The sequence below is a fragment of the Streptomyces sp. NPDC056738 genome (genome assembly GCF_042790435.1).
Lineage (GTDB): Bacteria > Actinomycetota > Actinomycetes > Streptomycetales > Streptomycetaceae > Streptomyces.
Map to the genome: position 1 here is coordinate 207,974 of NZ_JBHTZF010000006.1, position 16,999 is coordinate 224,972.

The window sequence follows — 16,999 nt, forward strand, 5'->3', positions numbered from 1 at the left end:
CTCTCCCCGTCACTCCGCCAGCCTGCGGGCGATCACCTCCATGATCTGGCCCGCCGGCCTGGGCATGTGCAGGTCGTGGTGGGAAGCGTCGATGTCGTACTCCTCCAGGGAGCCGAGGACGTACGGGCGCCAGCCGGGCCCGTACGACGACAACCCGTCGACCTTGTCCGACTTCGCGTTGAAGTAGAGCAGGTCGCCGCGGTAGACCGGTGACGCGAACACCGCCATCTTGTTCAGGTTGTTGGCACCCACCTTGGACATGTCCTCCAGGAAACCGTCCAGGTTGCCAGTGTTCATGTACTGGCCGAAGACCTCCTCGACGTCCCCCCGGTACATCGCCGCCGTCCTGCCCGCCACCTGCTTGAACGGGCTGTCCGGAGACGTGGTCGCCGGCGGGGCGTCCAGGACGGCGACGAGCCCGACGCGGTGGCCGCGCCGGTCCAGCTCCGCCGCGGCCGCGTGCACGACCGGGCCGCCGAAGGACCAGCCGATCAGGTGGTACGGGCCTTCCGGCTGGCGGGCGAGGATCTGGGCGAGGTAGTCGTCGATCATCTCCTCCACCGAACCGGCCAGTGGATCCTTGCCGTTGGAGCCTCGGGACTGCAAGGAGTACGCCGCCCGGTCCTTCACGTGCGGGGCGAAGGTGAAGAACGCCCAGCCCAGGCCGCCGCCTCCGTGGAAGAACCAAAGGGGCGGCTTGCCCGTACCGGGATCCCTGTTCAGGGGCAGCACCACCCCGTACGAGTCGCTCTGGTCGTCCGGTGTACCGCCGACGATGACCAGCCCGCCCAGCTCGGCCACCGTGGGGTAGTCGGTGATCGTCTTGAGCGGCAGGTCGATGCCGAACTCTTCGCCGATGCGCGTGCTCAGGCGCGTGGCCAGGTCCGGATTCCCTCCGAGCCCGAAGAAGTCCTCGTCGATTCCGACCCCTTCGACCCCGAGCAACTCACCGAACAGGGCGCACAGTTTCTCCTCGTGCGCGTTGCGCGGACCGGAACCGCTCAGGTGCCCCTCGCGCGCTGTGCCCGGACGGCGGTCGCTCGGCTCCTTCGCGAGCCTGCCCCGTCCGGCCTCCGGCACCTTGATCGCCTTGACCGGAGTCTGCGGGGCGGCGACCAACTGGTCCACCACCGAGACGAACCCCGCAGCGATCGCCTCGGCTGTTTCCCGGTCGAACAGCTCAGTCGCGTAGACGAGGTCTCCTCGCAGCGCCCCGGTACCGTCCTCCTCCGCCATGCTGAACATCAGGTCGGCCTGAGCGGTCGACGTGAGGTGCTGCTCGAACTCGACCGCCAGTCCTCGGAGTTCGAGTCTCCGCTTGTCGAAGTTCTGCCAGGCGAACATCACCTGGAACAGCGGCTGGTACGCAGCGGAGCGCTCGAGGTCGAGCGCCTCGACCAGCATCTCGAACGGCAGGTCCTGGTGCTCGTAGGCCGCCAGCGCCTTGTCCCGCACCCGCGCGAGCAGGTCCGCGAACGAGGGGTTGCCGGAGAGATCCACCCGCAGCACCTGGGTGTTGACGAAGAACCCGACCATGTCGGCCAGCCCTTCATCGGTGCGGCCGGCGATCGGGTTGCCGATCGGCACGTCCTCGCCGCCCCCCAGTTCGCCGAGCAGCACGGCCAGCGCGGCCTGGAGGACCATCGACAGGGTCACCCCGCGTGCGTCGGCCAGTTTCCGCAGCCGGGCCGCGGACTCGGGCCCCACCAGGACATCGACCATGTCGCCCTCGGAGCTACGCACCGGTGGCCTGGGGCGGTCGAGCGGCAGGTTCAGCGGCTCCGGCACGCCGTCCAGTTCCTTGCGCCAGTACTCGCTCTGCGCCGCGGCCAGGCTCTCCGGGTCCGCCACGTCACCGAGCAACTCACGCTGCCACAGCGCGTAGTCCTTGTACTGAGCGGCCAACGGCTCCCACTCCGGGGCCCGTCCGTCCAGGCGCGCGGCATAGGCCTCGGCCAGATCGCGGGCAAGCGGCGCCCCCGAACTGCCGTCCGTGGCGATGTGGTGGATGACCAGGACGAGGACGTGCTCCTGGGCGGAGCGGCGCAACAGGGTTGCCCGCAAAGGTATTTCTGCCGCGAGGTCGAACCAGTGCGCGGCGGCTTCCTCGATCGCCCGGGACTCGTCCTCGGGCGCCACCTCGATCACCGGCACCCGCACCGGCGCCTGTTCCGCCGACAGGATTCTCGGCTCGGGCTCACCGTCGGCGTCGGTCACATAGGTGGTGCGCAGGATCTCGTGCCGGGCGACGACGTCACCGATCGCGGCGGCCAGGGCCCCCTCGTCCAGTGGCCCGGTCAGCCGGAACGTCGGGGAGATGGCGTAGGTCGCCGTGCCACGGTCCAGTTGGTGCAGGATCCACATGCGGCGCTGGGCGAAGGACAGCGGAGTCGCGGCGTTCTCCCCTGTGTGATCGCCCGGCTCGAACCGCAGGCGGCGGGGAGCGGCCGCCTTGCCGGCCCATGCGGCGAACGCGGCCACCGTCGGCAGGTCGAAGATCTTGCGGATCGGTATCTCGATCCCCATGTCGGCGCGGGCGCGGTTGATCAGCCGGGTGGCCAGCAGCGAGTGCCCGCCGAGCGCGAAGAAGTCATCGTCGATGCCGACCCTCTCCAGGCCGAGCAATTCGCTGAAGAGGGCGCACAGCTTCTCTTCATGGAACGTGCGCGGCCCTCGACCTGTCACAACGGTCGTGTGCCGCGCGGGCAGTGCTCGTCGGTCGATCTTTCCGGCCGGGTTCAGGGGGAGCCGCGAGAGCGGTACGAAGGCGGCCGGGACCATGTAGTCGGGAAGGCGTTCACGCAGGTAGGCGGGCAGTTCGGCCAGCAGGGGGCCGATCGCCTTCGCGAGCGCGGGGGCGTTCACCCGGATCCGGTCGGCACCGGGACGGGGAACGAACCCTCCGGAGACGGTCTTCGGCCCGTCCTCCCCTTCGGGCAGGAGGATCACGTCGAAGGCGTGGACGGTCTCGCCCGACCAGGTGAGGACGGCGTCCAGACCCTGCCGCCGCGCCCAGTCCGCGACTTCCTCCGGATCGAGTGGCAGCCCGGAGGGCGTGACAGTGGGGGGCATGGCAGCGCCCGTACCTCGACCGACCATGGCGCTCGCAACGGGGGCTGGGCCTCGACCGGCGACGGCGGTGGCCACGGCCTCCTCGGTCAGCCGTGCGTTGGGGATCCCGGTCACCCGCACCGGGCCACCGGCCGCCCGCTCGACGCAGCCACCAAGCCCGGCGAAGCCGGTGACTTCCCCGCCCCACGCCACCGCGGCCACATCCGAAAGGTCGAGGACATCGGTCGGCGCCTTGTGCAGCACGACCTCGTAGCGGTGCCGGGTCAGTTCGTTGTGCGCCTGCCCCGCCTTCAGCCGGATGTCCACTCCGCCGGCATGCTCACGCGCCCAGTCGGCGAACCACTCCGGGGCGACCACGAGCTCCCGCTCGGCGAGCAGTGCCTGCTCCACCAGGGTCCGTACCTCGCTCAAGGACGCGTACGGGTGCGCCGCGCGCTGCACGGCGGTGGTCAGCATCCGCAGGGTGGCGGCGTTGCGGACGTCACCGACGATCAACCGCCCGTCTTCCGTGAGGAGTTGCATGGCCTGGCGCAGCACCCGGTCCAGGTACTCGGCGCTCGGGAAGTACTGCGCCACCGAGTTGACGATCACGGTGTCGAAGGCGCCCCGGGGCAGCCCGGAGAGGTCGTCGGCCGCCTGGGCGCTGAGCCGGACCCGGTCGCCGAGACCGGCCTCGTCGGCCTGGGCCCGGACCCGGTCGACTACCGTCGGCGAGATGTCGGTACCCCAGTACTCCTCGACCTCGCCGACGATCTTCGCCAGGAGCAGGCCGGACCCCACGCCGATCTCCAGCACCCGGCGCGGGTCGCATCGCAGCACCTGGGCCACCGCCGCGTCCCGCCACTCCTCCATCTCCTGGAGCGGAATCGGCTCACCGGTGTAGCTGGAGTTCCAGCCCTGGAAGTCCTCGCCGAACGTGCCTTCGGCCGAGGCGGTGTACGTGTCGTCATAGACGTGACGCCATTCCTCGATCTGGGCGGTGGTGTCGGTGACGGCGGCGTCGGGGTCGGGTTCGATGTAGGCGACCAGACGCTGGTCGCCCTTCTGGTCCTCGCGGACCACGACCGCGGCCTGCGCGACCGAGGGATGCCCGGACAGGACGTGGTCGATCTCGCCGAGTTCGATGCGGAAACCACGGACCTTGACCTGGGAGTCGGTGCGCCCGAGGTATTCGACCTGCCCGTCCTTGTTCCACTTCACCAGATCACCGGTGCGATACATCCGGGTGCCGGCCGCGCCGAAGGGGCAGGCCACGAACCGTTCCGAGGTCAGTCCGCTCTGGCCCAGATAGCCGCGGGCCAGGCAGGTCCCGGCGAGATAGAGCTCGCCGGCCACGCCGGGGGCGACCGGACGCAGGGAGGCGTCGAGGATGTAGACCTGGTTGTTCCAGATCGGGGTGCCGATCGGGACGCGGTCGGCGCCGGGGACGTGCTGCCAGCCGGTGACCTCCACGGTGGCCTCGGTGGGGCCGTAGAGGTTGTGGGCGGCGCAGGCGGGGAGCAGTTCGGTGAAGCGGTTGGCCAGGGCTGCGGGGAAGGCCTCGGCGGCCACCTCGATCCAGCGCAGGCTGCCGCAGTGCGCGGCGGCGGGCTCGGTGACGAACGCGGAGAGCAGCGAGGGCACGAAGAACGCGGCGCTGACCTGCTCGCGCCGGATCAGCTCGGCGAGGTAGGCGGGGTCGCGGCGGCCCTCGGCCCCGGCCACCACGACGGAGGCGCCCATCTGCAGGTTGGAGAACATCTCCGGCACCGAGGCGTCGAAGCTGGCCGAGGTGCTCATCAGCATCCGGTCCTCGGCCGTGACCTGGAAGTGCTCCAGGCCCCACTCGATCCGGTTGGTGATCGAGCGGTGCGCCACCGGCACCCCCTTGGGCCCGCCGGTCGAGCCGGAGGTGAAGATGACATAGGCCGCGTTGTCCGGCGACAGGGCCCGCTCCGGGTCGCTGTCCGGATACGCCGACACGTCCGGGAGGGAGTCCTCCAGGAGCAGCAGCGGGTTCGCGCCCGCCAGGATGTGGCGTACGCGTTCGGCGGGCAGCTCGGTGTCCAGCGGCACATACGCGGCACCCGCCTTGACCACCCCGTACACCGCCACCAGCAGATCCACCGAACGCGGGATCCTCACCGCGACGAGCTGCTCGGGGCCCGCACCCTGCTCGATCAGCCAGTGCGCGAGCCGGTTGGCGCGGGCGTTGAACTCGGCATAGGTGAGCCGCTCGTGCTCGGCGATCACCGCGATCCGGTCGGGGGTGCGGGCGACCTGCGCCTCGAACGCGTCCGGCAGCGTGGTCCCGGAGACGTCGCGGGCGGTGTCGTTGACCTGCCGTACCAGGCGGTCGTGTTCGTCCTCGCCGAGCACGTCGATGGCGCTGAGCGGGGCCCTGGGTGCGGCGGCGACCTGCTCCAGGACCCGTACGAACCGGTCGACGATACCGTCAGCGGTCTCCTGGTCCAGCAGGTCCTTCTGGTACTGCAGGACCAGTTGGAGCTGAGGGTCGGCCGCGGCGGCCAGGATGACCGGGTAGTGCGAGCCCGCGAACGGGCGGAGTCCCGTGATGGCGACACCGGCCGCGGAGTTGGCCTCGCCGATGGCTTCCCGGTCGATGGGATACGACTCGAACACGACCATCGTGTCGAACAAGGTCGCCAGCCCGGTGGCCTGCTGGATCTCCGCGAGGCTGTGCTGGTGATGGTCGAGCAGGGCCGCCTGCCGGTGCTGCAGATCGGTGAGCAGGTCGGCGAAGGTGGTCTGCCGGTCACAACGCACCCTGACGGGAATGGTGTTGATGAACAGCCCGACCATGGCGTCGACGTCCTTCACCGCGGCCGGGCGCCCGGACACGGTGGCGCCGAAGACGATGTCCGACTGTCCGGTGAGCCGGGCGAGGAGCACGGCCCAGGCGCCCTGGACGAGGGTGTTGAGGGTGACGCCCAGCTCCGCGGCCCGTCGGGACAGGCCCTGCTTGCCCTCGAACACGACCTCGATGGTGCCGATGCCCGCGGAATCGCGCTGCGTTCCCGCGTGCGGCACGAGCAGGGTGGGCTCCTGGACACCGTCGAGTTCGGCCGCCCAGACGCGCGCGGACTCCTCGTGGTCGTGCCGCGTGAGCCAGGTGAGGAAGTCGGCGTAGTCGCGCGCGGGGGTGAGCGCGGCCGGGTCGCCGTCGGCGGCATACAGCAGGAGCAGGTCGCGCATCAGCAGCGGTGTGGACCAGCCGTCGAACAGGACGTGATGGGCGGTCAGGACGAGTTCGGCCCGGTCGGGTTCGAGGGCGGCCAGGGCCAGCCGGATGAGCGGTGGGGTGTCCGCGTCGAAGTAGGTGGTCCGGTCCTGGTCGAGGAACCGCTCGAACTCCTCGGTGCGCTGCGGCTCTTCGGCCGCGGTCAGGTCGAGGTGCCGCCACGGCAGCGTCACCGACTGCGGTATCACCTGTACGAGATCGCCGTCCGTGCGGTCGACGAACGCGGCGCGCAGGGCGGGGTGGCGGTCCAGGAGGGCTTGTCCGGCGCGGCGCATCCGTTCCGCGTCGACCTTGCCGGACAGATGGAACACGAGTTGCATGTGGTAGGCGTCGAAGGAGGAGCCGGCGAGCATCGCGTGGAACAGCAGGCCGGACTGTGCGGGGGTGGCCGGCCATACCTGGGCGAGCTTGCCGAAGCGGGCCTCCCAGGCGTCGATCTCCTGTTGGGCCACGGTGACCAGAGGTGCGTCGCCGGGGGTCAGTCCGCCGGCGTCGGCGGTGGTGGCGTGCCGGGCCAGCGCGGTCAGGGCCCGGACCCACAGACCTGCCAGTTCCCCGACCTCTTCGCGGGACAGGAGGCCGGTGGGGAAACCGAAGTAGGCGGTCAGTTCCTCGCCGGCGCCGGTGTCGGCGGCGACCGCGTTGATCTCCAGCGCGGACAGCGCCTCCATGTCCGGGTCGGGAGCGGCGATCAGGTCGGCGTGCGTGGTGTCCGGCGCCCAGCCCAGGCCGCGGAGTTCCTCGGGGATGTCCGTACCGGCGGTCCTGCCCAGGTAGTTGAAGCCGATCTGCGGGCGGCGCGCGCCGGCCAGTACGGTGGCGGTGTCGGGGTTGAGGTGGGCGAGCAGGCCGTAGCCGAAGCCGGAGTCCGGAACCGCGCGGAGCTGTTCCTTGACGGCCTTGACCGCCCGGCCGGCCGCCGGGCCGCCCGCGAACGCGTTCGCCAGGTCGATGCCGGTCACGTCCAGGCGGACCGGGTACATGGCGGTGAACCAGCCGAGCGTGCCGGACAGGTCCGCGCCCGGTACGAGGTGTTCCTCGCGGCCGTGGCCCTCCAGTCGGACCAGTGCCGATGTCGCCTGGAGTCCGGACGCGCCGCGGGTCCGGCGCCAGTGTGCGAGAGCCAGGGCGAGGCCGGTCAGCAGGCCGTCGTCGACGCCGGCGCGGAAGACCGTGGGCAGGGTGTCGAGCAGGATCTTGGTGACGTCGGCCGGGACGCCGACGCGTACCGTGTCCACGGTCGCGGCGACATCACGAGCGCCGTCCAACTCCCTTGCTCCCAGAACCGGTTCGCCGCCGTCCAGGATGCCTTGCCACAGGGGCAGTTCGGCGATCCGCTCGGGGCGGGCGGCCTCCTCGGCCAGGGCGTGGGTCCACCGGCGCAACGAAGTGCCGGTCGCCGCCGGTCGCGTGGCGGTGCCGGATCGGATCTGCTGCCAGGCGGCCACCAGGTCCGGGAGCAGGATCCGCCACGAGACACCGTCGACGACCAGGTGGTGCAGCACGATCAGCAGCCGGTCCGGTCCGCTGTCGTCCATCAGCCGCACGAACTGGGCCATCACGCCCGCGTCCGGGTCGAGACGGCCGGCGGCGGCGTCCAGTTCGGTCCGCGCGTCGGCCGCGTCCCGTTCGGTCCGCGCATCGGCCGCGTCCGCTTCCGTCTGCTCGTCGGCCGTCCGCCAGGGGACCTCGCGCAACAGCGCGGCCGCGTCGACGTGTCCGGCCGCCTCCATCCACAGGCCCGGCCGGTCGCGGTCGAGCCGGGAGCGCAGTACGTCGTGCCGGTCCAGTACGGCCTGCAGGGTGGCGACCAGGTCCGCGCGGTCGATGTCCTCGGGCAGGGTCAGCAGGGCGGACATGCAGAACCGGCCGATGCCGCCTCCCAGCGCGAGCACGTGCGCCGCGGTGGGCGGCAGCGGCGCCCAGCCGACTCCCCCGCCCTCCAACTCGGCCGCCGCCACCGGCTCCTGTCCGGTCCGGCCCTCGGCCAGTTCCGCGAGCCGGGCGACCGTACGGTGCTCGAAGATCTCCCGCGTGGTGACGACGACACCGCGCGCCTTGGCCCGTGCCACCACCTGGATGGACCGGATGCTGTCGCCGCCACCGGCGAAGAAGTCGTCGTCGACACCGATCTGTCCGGGACCGGCGCCCAGCACGTCGGCGTACACCTCGGCAAGGACCCGCTCCGCCTCGCCGCGCGGTGCTCGGTACTCGGCGCCCGCGAACCGGGGCTCGGGCAGCGCGGCCCGGTCCAGCTTCCCGCTCGGGGTCAGCGGCAGCCGGTCGAGGACCAGCAGGTGGGCGGGCACCATGTAGTCGGGCAGCCGCCTGGCCGCGAACCGCCGCAGGTCGGCCACCGAGACACCGGCGTCCAGGGCGAAGTCACCGTCGCCCGCTCCGCCGTCCACCGCCACCACGTAGCCGACGAGCCGTCTGCTGCCGGAGGGGTCCTCGCACACCGTGACGGCGGCCCGGCTGACGGCGGGGTGCCGGGCCAGGACGGTCTCGATCTCGGTGGGCTCGACGCGGATGCCGTTGACCTTGACCTGGTCGTCGGCGCGTCCCGCATACATCAGCCGACCCTCGGCGTCCCACCGGGCCAGGTCGCCGGTGCGGTACATCCGGGCGCCGGGCGGGCCGAAGGGGCAGGCGACGAAGCGCTCGGCGGTGGCGGCGGCGTTCCGGTGGTAACCGCGGGCGACCGGGCCCGCCACGTACAGCTCACCGGTCACGCCCGGAGCGACCGGGGCGAGTTCCGGCCCCAGGACATGGGCCCGCATGTTGCTCAGCGGGGCGCCGACCGGTATCGCACCGGTCCCGGTCCATTCCCGCGAGACGGTGAACGTGGAGGCGTAGAAGCTCTCCGTCTGGCCGTAGGCGTTGACGACGCGGGTGGCGGGCAGCGCCTGACGCACCCTGCGGACCAGGTCGCCGGAGAGCTCCTCACCGGCGAACACGACGGTTTCCACGTCCAGGTGGAGTCCGCTGGAGCCGTCGGCGGTGAGCTGGTCGAGGAGCGCGGACACCATGCCCGGTATGGCGCTGACGGTGGTGCCCGACCAGGCGTCGCGCTCGGCGAGTTCGAGGAGGTCGCGGACGACCTCGACGCTCGCTCCGGCGGTCAGCGCGGTGAAGATCTCGAACACGGAGACGTCGAAGTTGACCGAGGTCGCGGCCAGCATCCGGGAGCCCGCCGTGACGTGGGTGCGCCGGGCCAGGTCCTGTACGCCGTTGACGACGGCGGCGTGGGTGACGCAGACGCCCTTGGGTGTCCCGGTCGATCCGGACGTGAACATCACGTACGCCAGGTGGTCGGGCCCGATCCCGGCCGTCGCGGCGTCGACGACGGGGCCGTCCAGGTCCAGGTCGAGGTCCAGGTCGTCGAGGTGCAGCAGCGGGGTCGGGCAGCCGGCCACCGTGTGCGCGGTGTCGTGGCCGGTGAGCACCAGGGACGGGCGTCCGGTGTCCAGCAGGAGGCCGGCGCGCTCGGAGGGGAAGGCCGGGTCGATCGGCAGGTAGGCGCCGCCTGCCTTGAGGACGGCCAGCAGCGCGACGACCAGGTCCACCGAACGCGGCAGGGCCACGGCCACCAGGACGTCCGGCCCCACTCCCTGTTCACGCAGCACCGCGGCCAGCCGGCCCGCGCGGACCTCCAGCTCCCCGTACGACAAGGTGGTCCTCCCGCACACCACGGCGGTCGTCTGCGGGGCCCGTGCCGCCTGGGCGGTGACCAGCTCCGGGACCGTCGCCGCCGGCGCCGGCGCCGGTGCCGGTGCCGCCGTGTCGTTCGACCGGGCCAGCCCGGCCCGCTCGCTCTCGGTGAGCACGTCCACCGCGCCGAGCCTGGTCCCAGGACGGGCGACCACCTGCCGCAGCACCCGCACATAGCGGTCGACGAGGGACTCGGCCGTCGCGTGGTCGAACAGTTCCGTCGCGTACTCCAGGCGTCCGTACGCCCGCCCGGAGGCGTCGGGGACGATGTTGAGGAACAGGTCGAACTTCGCCGTCTCGGTGCCCGGCCAGACCAGGGTGCCCCGCAGGCCCGGCAGTTCGATCTCCGGCCAGACGAACTGCCAGGCCAGCATCACCTGGAAGAGCGGCTGGTAGGCGGTGGTGCGGTCGGGGTCGAGGAGTTCCACCAGGTGCTCGAAGGGGACGTCCTGGTGGTCGTAGGCACCCAGCGCCCGCTCGCGGACCTGGTCCAGCAGATCACCGAACGCCGGGTTGTGCGCCAGGTCGACGCGCAGCACCCAGGTGTTGGCGAAGAACCCGATCAGGTCCTCGAGCTGTTCGTCGGGGCGGCCTTCGATGGGGCTGCCGATGGTGAGGTCGTTGCCGGCGCCGAGGTGGTGCAGCAGGACCGCGAGGGCGGCCTGGGCGACCATCGGCGCCGTGGCGCCGTGCTGCGCGGCCAGCTTCCGGACCCCGGACAGCAGTTCGGGTTCCAGCTCGAACATGACCTCGGCGCCACGATGGCCGGCCGAGCCGGGCCGCGGGCGGTCCAGCGGCAGTTGGACCGGCTGCGGCACCCCGTCGAGTTCGCGGCGCCAGTGCTCCAACTGCTCGGCGGCGACGCTGTCGGGGTCGTCCTCCTCGCCGAGCATCTGCCGCTGCCACACGGTGTAGTCCTTGTACTGGACCGGTAGCGGAGCCCAGTCGGGCGCGGTGCCGCGCCCGCGTGCCTCGTAGGCCGACAGCAGGTCCCGGACGAACGGCGCCATCGACGCCCCGTCCGCCGCGACGTGGTGGAACACGAACAGCACCGTGTGTTCGCGGGGCGAGACACGGAACACGGCGGTCCGCAGGGGCAGGTCCCGGTCCAGCTCGAACCCCGCACGGACGACGTCGAGCATCGCCTCGCCCACCGCTTCGGCGGCCATGTCGACCACCCGGAACGGCGTCGCCGCCTCCTCGGCCGGCAGGATCCGCTGCTCGGGAACGCCGTCCTCGCTCTCCACGAGCAGGGTGCGCAGACTCTCGTGCCGGGCGACGACGTCCGCCACGGCCGCGGCCAGGACCGCCGTGTCCAACTCCCCCTCCAGGCGCAGCGCGAAGGGGATGTTGTACGTCGCCGACGGCCCCTCCAGCCGGTACAGGAACCAGAGCCGGCGCTGAGCGAAGGACAACGGGATCATCGGCTACTCCTCGACGCGTACGCGACCGGCCGGCGGGGTGACCAACCGAGAATGCCCAGCACGGGACCCGAATCGAAGTCCGTACGGCCCTTTGCCTGGCGGTCGGGCTCGGCGAACTGCAGGCGGTGGTCGGTGAATTGACTTATCGATCCATCCGGTGCAAGGGGGACGCGGAGGCGCCGCGGGGCGGTCCCGCGGTGTCGTGGTGTGTCCCGCCGACGGGACGCACCACGACACCGGCCCGGCGTTCAGGGCGCGGAACTCACCTGCGGCGTCGGTGCAGTTCGATGGCCAGCGGTGTGGCGGTGAACATCGAGGAGTAGGTGCCCACCGCGAGGCCGATGAGGAGGGCGAGGGCGAAATCGGACAAGGTGTCACCGCCGAGGACGGCCAGTGCGGTGAGGATGAAGGCCGCCCCCATGCCGGTGTTGACGGTGCGGGGCAGCGTCTGCAGGAGAGCCCGGTTGGCGAGGCGGGCGAAGGGCTCCTCGCCCTTGCGGCGGCCGAGTTCCCTGATCCGGTCGAAGACGACGACCGAGTCGTTGACGGAATAGCCGATGACGGTCAGCAGCGCGGCCAGGAAGACGCCGTCGACGGGCTTGCCGAGCCAGGCGAAGACGCCGACGAGGATCACGACGTCGTGGGCGAGCGCGGCGACCGCGGAGGTTCCCAGCAGCCAGCGGAAACGAGCCGCGAGATAGACGAGTTGGGCCCCCAGAGCGACCATCAGGGCGACGATGGCGCCTTGGCGGAGTTCCTTGCCGAGGCTGGGCCCGATGGCCTCGTCCCGGATCTTGTCGGCTCCGCCCGCCAGACCGCTGACGGTCTCGGTGACCGTCGCCGCCTGGGCGTCGCTCAACTGCCCGGTGCGGACGGTGAGCTGGTTCTCGCCGGAGCTCTGGACGACGGCCCGGGGGAATCCGGCGTCGGCGAGCGCGCCGCGGGCCCGATCGGGATGGACGGGAGTAGCCGTGTCGTACGCGACGAGTCGGCCACCGGTGAATTCGACGCCGAGGTCGATGCCCCGTACGGCGATCCCGGAAGCGGCGAGGACGAGGACGGCGGCGGAGGCCGCCAGCCACGGGCGCGGATGGCCCATCAGGTTCGGGGCGGTACGGCCGAGGCGCTCGCGGACGACGCCGGTGTGCGCGATGCCCGTCAATCGCGGGCGGCGGCGCAGACGCGGCCGGGCGACCGCGTAGTCGGCCAGGGCGCGGGTGATGACCAGGGCGCTGACCATGGAGGCGAGTACGCCGATCCCCAGGGTGACTCCGAACCCGCGCACGGGCCCGGAGGCGAGGAGGAACAGCAGGCCGGCGGCGATCAGTGTGGTGATGTTGGAGTCCGCGATCGCGCTGAAGGCCTGACGGAAGCCCGCGGCCAGCGACGACCGTGGAGTGGGGCGAAGGCGGGAGGCGTACTCCTCGCGGGCGCGTTCGAAGACGAGCACGTTGGCGTCGACCGCCATCCCGATGGCCAGGACGAACCCGGCGAGGCCCGGCAGTGTCAGGGTGGCGCCGAGGGCGGCGAGACCGGCGTAGGAGATCAGGCCGTAGCAGGCCAGGGCCACCGTGGCCAGGACGCCCATGATCCGGTACACGGCGATGATGAACACCGCGGTGAGAGCGGTACCGATCACGGCGGCCCAGGCGCCGGCCGTGACGGCCTGTGCTCCCAGGGTCGCGCCGACGGTGCGCTGTTCGATGGTCTCGACCGGTACCGGCAGGGCGCCGCCGTTGATGAGCAGGGCCAGTTCCTTGGCCTCGGCGTCGTCGAACGACCCGGTGATCCGGGTGGAGCCACCGGTGATGCCGGACCGGCAGGCCACCGACGGATCGACCTCCGGCGAAGAGATGATCTTGTCGTCCAGGACGATGGCGACCCGGCGGGCGGGATCCCCGGCGGCGTGACACGCGGCCTCGCCGGTCAGGCGGGCCCATCCCGCTTCGCCGGCTCCTGTGAAGTCGACGGTCACATGCCATCCCGCACCGCCCTGCGGGTCGAAGCGGGCCGCTGCCTTGTCCACCTCGTTCCCGGTCAGGGAGGCGGTCCGCAGGCGCAGCGGGTGGCCCGACTCGTCGGGCATCACCTGCTCGCGCGCCCGCTTGGGCAGGGGATCCGCCGCGTCGTCGGGGCCGACCGCCGTGCCGAGCACCGGGTGGAAGGTGAGCTGGGCGGTGCGGCCGAGCACGTCGGCCGCCTTCCGCGGATCCTGCAGGCCGGGCAGTTCGACGACGATCCGGTCGGTGCCGGAGCGGGTGATGGTGGGTTCGGCGACACCGAGCGCGTCGATACGGCCGCGCAGCACTTCCACGGTGCGATCCGTGACGTCGGTGTCGGTCTCGGCGTCGCCATCGGTGTCGGCGTCGGTGGCGGGGGCGGTGGAGGGGCGGGTCTCCAGCACGATCTGGGTGCCGCCCCGCAGATCAAGTCCCAGGGTGACGGGCACGGTGAGCGCGACATACAGGGAAAGAGCGACGACGGCGAGGGCGATCAGGCCTCTGACGTGCGGGGATCGGTTCACGGGGAGCCTCCGGCGGGCATGCCGCGGCCAGGGCACCGGCCGCGGCCAAGGAAGGGGGGAAGCGGGGAAGAGGGTTCAGATTCCGGAGGTCGAGGGAGGTGCCCGTACACCGTGACGGTGCGAAGGTCGCCCGGATCCGCAGGGGTCCACGGCCGCGAGCGGGGGCCGGGTGGGCTGGAGCCGGTCGACGGCCGGACCATGGGATACGCCCGGGGCGGAGACCGGCGGAGGCTGACGCTCGCCGGCGGCATCCCGAAGGCTGCGAACGGAGGCGGTGATGAGGGCGGGATCCCCTTGGTCCACGTGCGTGTCGCTGCGCACCGACCTGTCAGCGGATGCTGTGCCGACGGGTGCCGTGCCGGCGGACGCCCATGAGTCCTCGCCGCCCGGTGCGGACAGGCCGAGCACGGTGATGAGCACGGCGAGCAGGAGCGCCGGCACCATCCCGGGGCCACGGGGGCGGCGCGGAAGGGCAGGCACGTACCGGGCCATCCCCGCCCCTTCGGTCTCGATGGTGGTCTGGTGGCCGCGGTGTCGAGCCACGGGAATTCGGGACCTCGGCCAGGGAGCCTCAGGACCCCGGCTCGGGGGTAGGGGCCGGGGCCCTGAGGCGGTCGGTGGGTCAGGCCTCGATGAGGCCGACGCGAATCGCGTAGCGCGTGAGTTGCAGCCGGTCACGCAGGCCGAGCTTGTGGAGCAGGTTCTCCCGGTGCCGGTGCACGGTCTTGATGCTGATGAAGAGCATCTCGGCGATCTCCTTGGAGGAGTGCCCCTCGGCCACCAGCTTGAGGACCTCCTCCTCGCGCGCCGTCAGCACCTGCTCCGGCGGCTCCTCGCCCTGGCGGACACGGTCCAGGTAGTTCCGGACGAGCGCGGTGACGGCGCCGGGATACAGGAAGGGCTCGTCCCGCATCGCGGCCCGGCAGGCCGCCACCAGGTCGCGATCGGCCACGGACTTCAGCACGTATCCGCTGGCTCCGGCCTTCAGCGCCTGGAAGAAGTACTGCTCGTTGTCGTGCATCGTCAGCATCAGCACCCGCACGTCCGGCTTGAGCGCGAGGAGTTCCCGGGTGGCCTGCAGACCGGTCATCCGGGGCATGGCGATGTCCATGACGGCCAAGTCGACGTCGTGGGTGCGGGCCAGCTCGACGGCCTCCGCCCCGTCCCCGGCCTCGGCGACCACCTCCAGGTCCGGCTCCCGGTCGAGGATGAGCCGCACACCGCGTCGTACCAGCGCGTGGTCGTCGGCGAGGAGGATGCGGATCACGGAGGCGTGGGGGGTGCTCATGGCTGCTTCCTGACGAGGGGCACGGTGAGCCGGACCTGTGTGCCGGCCTGCGGTGGAGAGGTGACGTCCAGCGTGGCCCCGATCAGCAGGGCCCGCTCGCGCATGCCGCGGATTCCCGCCCCTTCGCGGGCGACCCCGTTGCCGCGGCCGTCGTCGACGACGGTCAGCACGACGGCCTCGTCGGTGTGACGCAGGCTCACCTCGACCTGGCTCGCCTCGGCATGGCGGGCCGCGTTCGTCAGGGCTTCCTGGGCGACGCGGTACAGCACCAGCTCCGTCTGCTGGTCCAGCAGCGGCAGGCCCGTGTCGAAGCGGCGCACCACGCGCAGCCCGACGTGGGTGGAGAACTCCTCGGTCAGCGAGGTCAGGGCGCTGACCAGGCCGAGGTCCTCCAGCACGCCCGGCCGCAGACGACGCGCCAGACGGCGCACCTCGTCCAGGCTCCCCCGGGTGATCTCCTGCACCTGCCGCAGTTCACCGCGCAGCGGCTCGTCCGCGTCGTCGGCGGCCCGCTCCAGCGCGAGCAGGATCGCGGTCATGCTCTGGCCCACCTCGTCGTGCAGTTCCTGGGCGATGCGTCGCCGCTCCGCCTCCTGCGCGAGCAGGACGCGGGCGCTGGAGGAGGCACGTTCGTGCTCGAGGCGATCGAGCATCGCGTTGAAGGTGCGGATCAGTTCGGCGGTCTCGCCGCGGCCCCCTTCCGGCAACCGCTGCCCGGGGCGCAGCAGATCGACGGTGGTCATCAGCCGGGTGAGCCGTTCGAGCGGGGCGAGGCCGATCCGCAGCATGGCCGCGTTGGCGACCAGCATGACGACCAGGCCGGCCAGGAGGATGACCGCCTCGGTCAGCACCACGGGCACCGAGACGGTCACGGGAGCCCACAGCAGCAGCGCGGTGGCGGTTCCCAGCACGACCGCGTTGAGTGCGAAGACCCTCCAGAACAGGGACACCCGGATGACGCCTTTCTCTGTGTGACATGGCTGCGTGCGGCAGGCCCGGTCCCGGCTGCCGGTCACGCACGGCCCGAGGACGAGCCGGCGGCACCGGTCCTGACCGGCCCACTTCCAGGCTGCCCGCTTCCCGGGCCCACCGTCGATGGGCTCCAATGCCCATTTCCTGGATCAGTGCCGCCCGCGTCTTCTGGAACGATCCCGCCCGCGCCGCGACGGACCACGAGGGGCCGTGAGGGGCCGCGAGGGGCCGTGAGGGGCCGCGAGGGGCCGCGATGGGCTCCCGGACAGGCCGGAGATGGGTATCGCGCCCGATGGTTTCCGGGTGGCTTTGCGACGACGGTGAAGGCATGAACCACAACCGCCCTCCCCCGCTCCCGACATCCCCGACGATCCCCCGCCCGGCGCGAGCCGCCTCCCCGTCGCAGGAAGGAACCACCATGTCACTCGATACGCCCCAGGCCGGAACCCGCCGTGAGCGGCTGACGGCGCACGAGGCCCTGCAGCGCCTCGAACACGAACGTTCGTCCCGCCTCGTGGAGCTGAGCGCCATGGGCGAGGTCACGGGCGACGTCACGCAGGGCGGGCAGGAACACGCGATGGCAGCGCGGAAAGAGACCATCAAGCGCGTCCTCACCGAGGTCGAGGCCGCCTTCGCCCGCGTCAAGGACGGCAGCTACGGCGTCTGCCGGAAATGCTCCGAAGCGATCCCGGTCGAGCGTCTGGAAATCCTGCCCCACACGGCGTACTGCGTCCCGTGCCAGCGTAGCGCCGGCTGACAACCGCCCG

5 protein-coding genes are annotated in these 16,999 nt (G+C 71.7%); 1 reads left to right on the plus strand and 4 read right to left on the minus strand.

The genetic code is table 11. The annotated features are described in order from the left end of the window. Positions 1-9 precede the first annotated feature (9 nt). The 4 genes from ACFRIC_RS18030 to ACFRIC_RS18045 all read right to left on the minus strand — a co-directional run bounded on the left by ACFRIC_RS18030 (position 10) and on the right by ACFRIC_RS18045 (position 16,210). Positions 10-11,448 (minus strand): amino acid adenylation domain-containing protein, encoded by an 11,439-nt coding sequence (locus tag ACFRIC_RS18030; RefSeq protein ID WP_382786522.1) that lies wholly within the window; start codon positions 11,446-11,448, stop codon positions 10-12. A 262-nt stretch (positions 11,449-11,710) separates the two neighbouring features. Continuing rightward, positions 11,711-13,972, minus strand: coding sequence for a protein translocase subunit SecD (gene secD / locus ACFRIC_RS18035; RefSeq protein WP_382786525.1), 2,262 nt, complete (start codon positions 13,970-13,972; stop codon positions 11,711-11,713). 622 nt (positions 13,973-14,594) lie between these two features. After that, a complete protein-coding gene (locus ACFRIC_RS18040) occupies positions 14,595-15,260 on the minus strand; it encodes a response regulator (RefSeq protein ID WP_382786528.1) in 666 nt (221 codons plus the stop codon). Next, on the minus strand, positions 15,257-16,210 hold the full coding sequence (locus tag ACFRIC_RS18045) for a HAMP domain-containing sensor histidine kinase (protein ID WP_382786531.1): 954 nt from the start codon (positions 16,208-16,210) through the stop codon (positions 15,257-15,259). The genes ACFRIC_RS18040 and ACFRIC_RS18045 overlap by 4 nt, the downstream gene beginning before the upstream one ends. Before the next feature lie 440 nt (positions 16,211-16,650). Here ACFRIC_RS18045 and ACFRIC_RS18050 point away from each other — a divergent pair, with 440 nt between their 5' ends. After that, on the plus strand, positions 16,651-16,989 hold the full coding sequence (locus tag ACFRIC_RS18050; RefSeq protein ID WP_382786534.1) for a TraR/DksA family transcriptional regulator: 339 nt from the start codon (positions 16,651-16,653) through the stop codon (positions 16,987-16,989). Positions 16,990-16,999: the final 10 nt, after the last annotated feature.

Coding starts and splice junctions, on each gene's coding strand:
- ACFRIC_RS18040 (WP_382786528.1), bottom strand. CDS start 15,260: ATGAGCACCCCCCACGCCTCCGTGATCCGCATCCTCCTCGCCGACGAC.
- ACFRIC_RS18050 (WP_382786534.1), top strand. CDS start 16,651: ATGTCACTCGATACGCCCCAGGCCGGAACCCGCCGTGAGCGGCTGACG.
- ACFRIC_RS18030 (WP_382786522.1), bottom strand. CDS start 11,448: ATGATCCCGTTGTCCTTCGCTCAGCGCCGGCTCTGGTTCCTGTACCGG.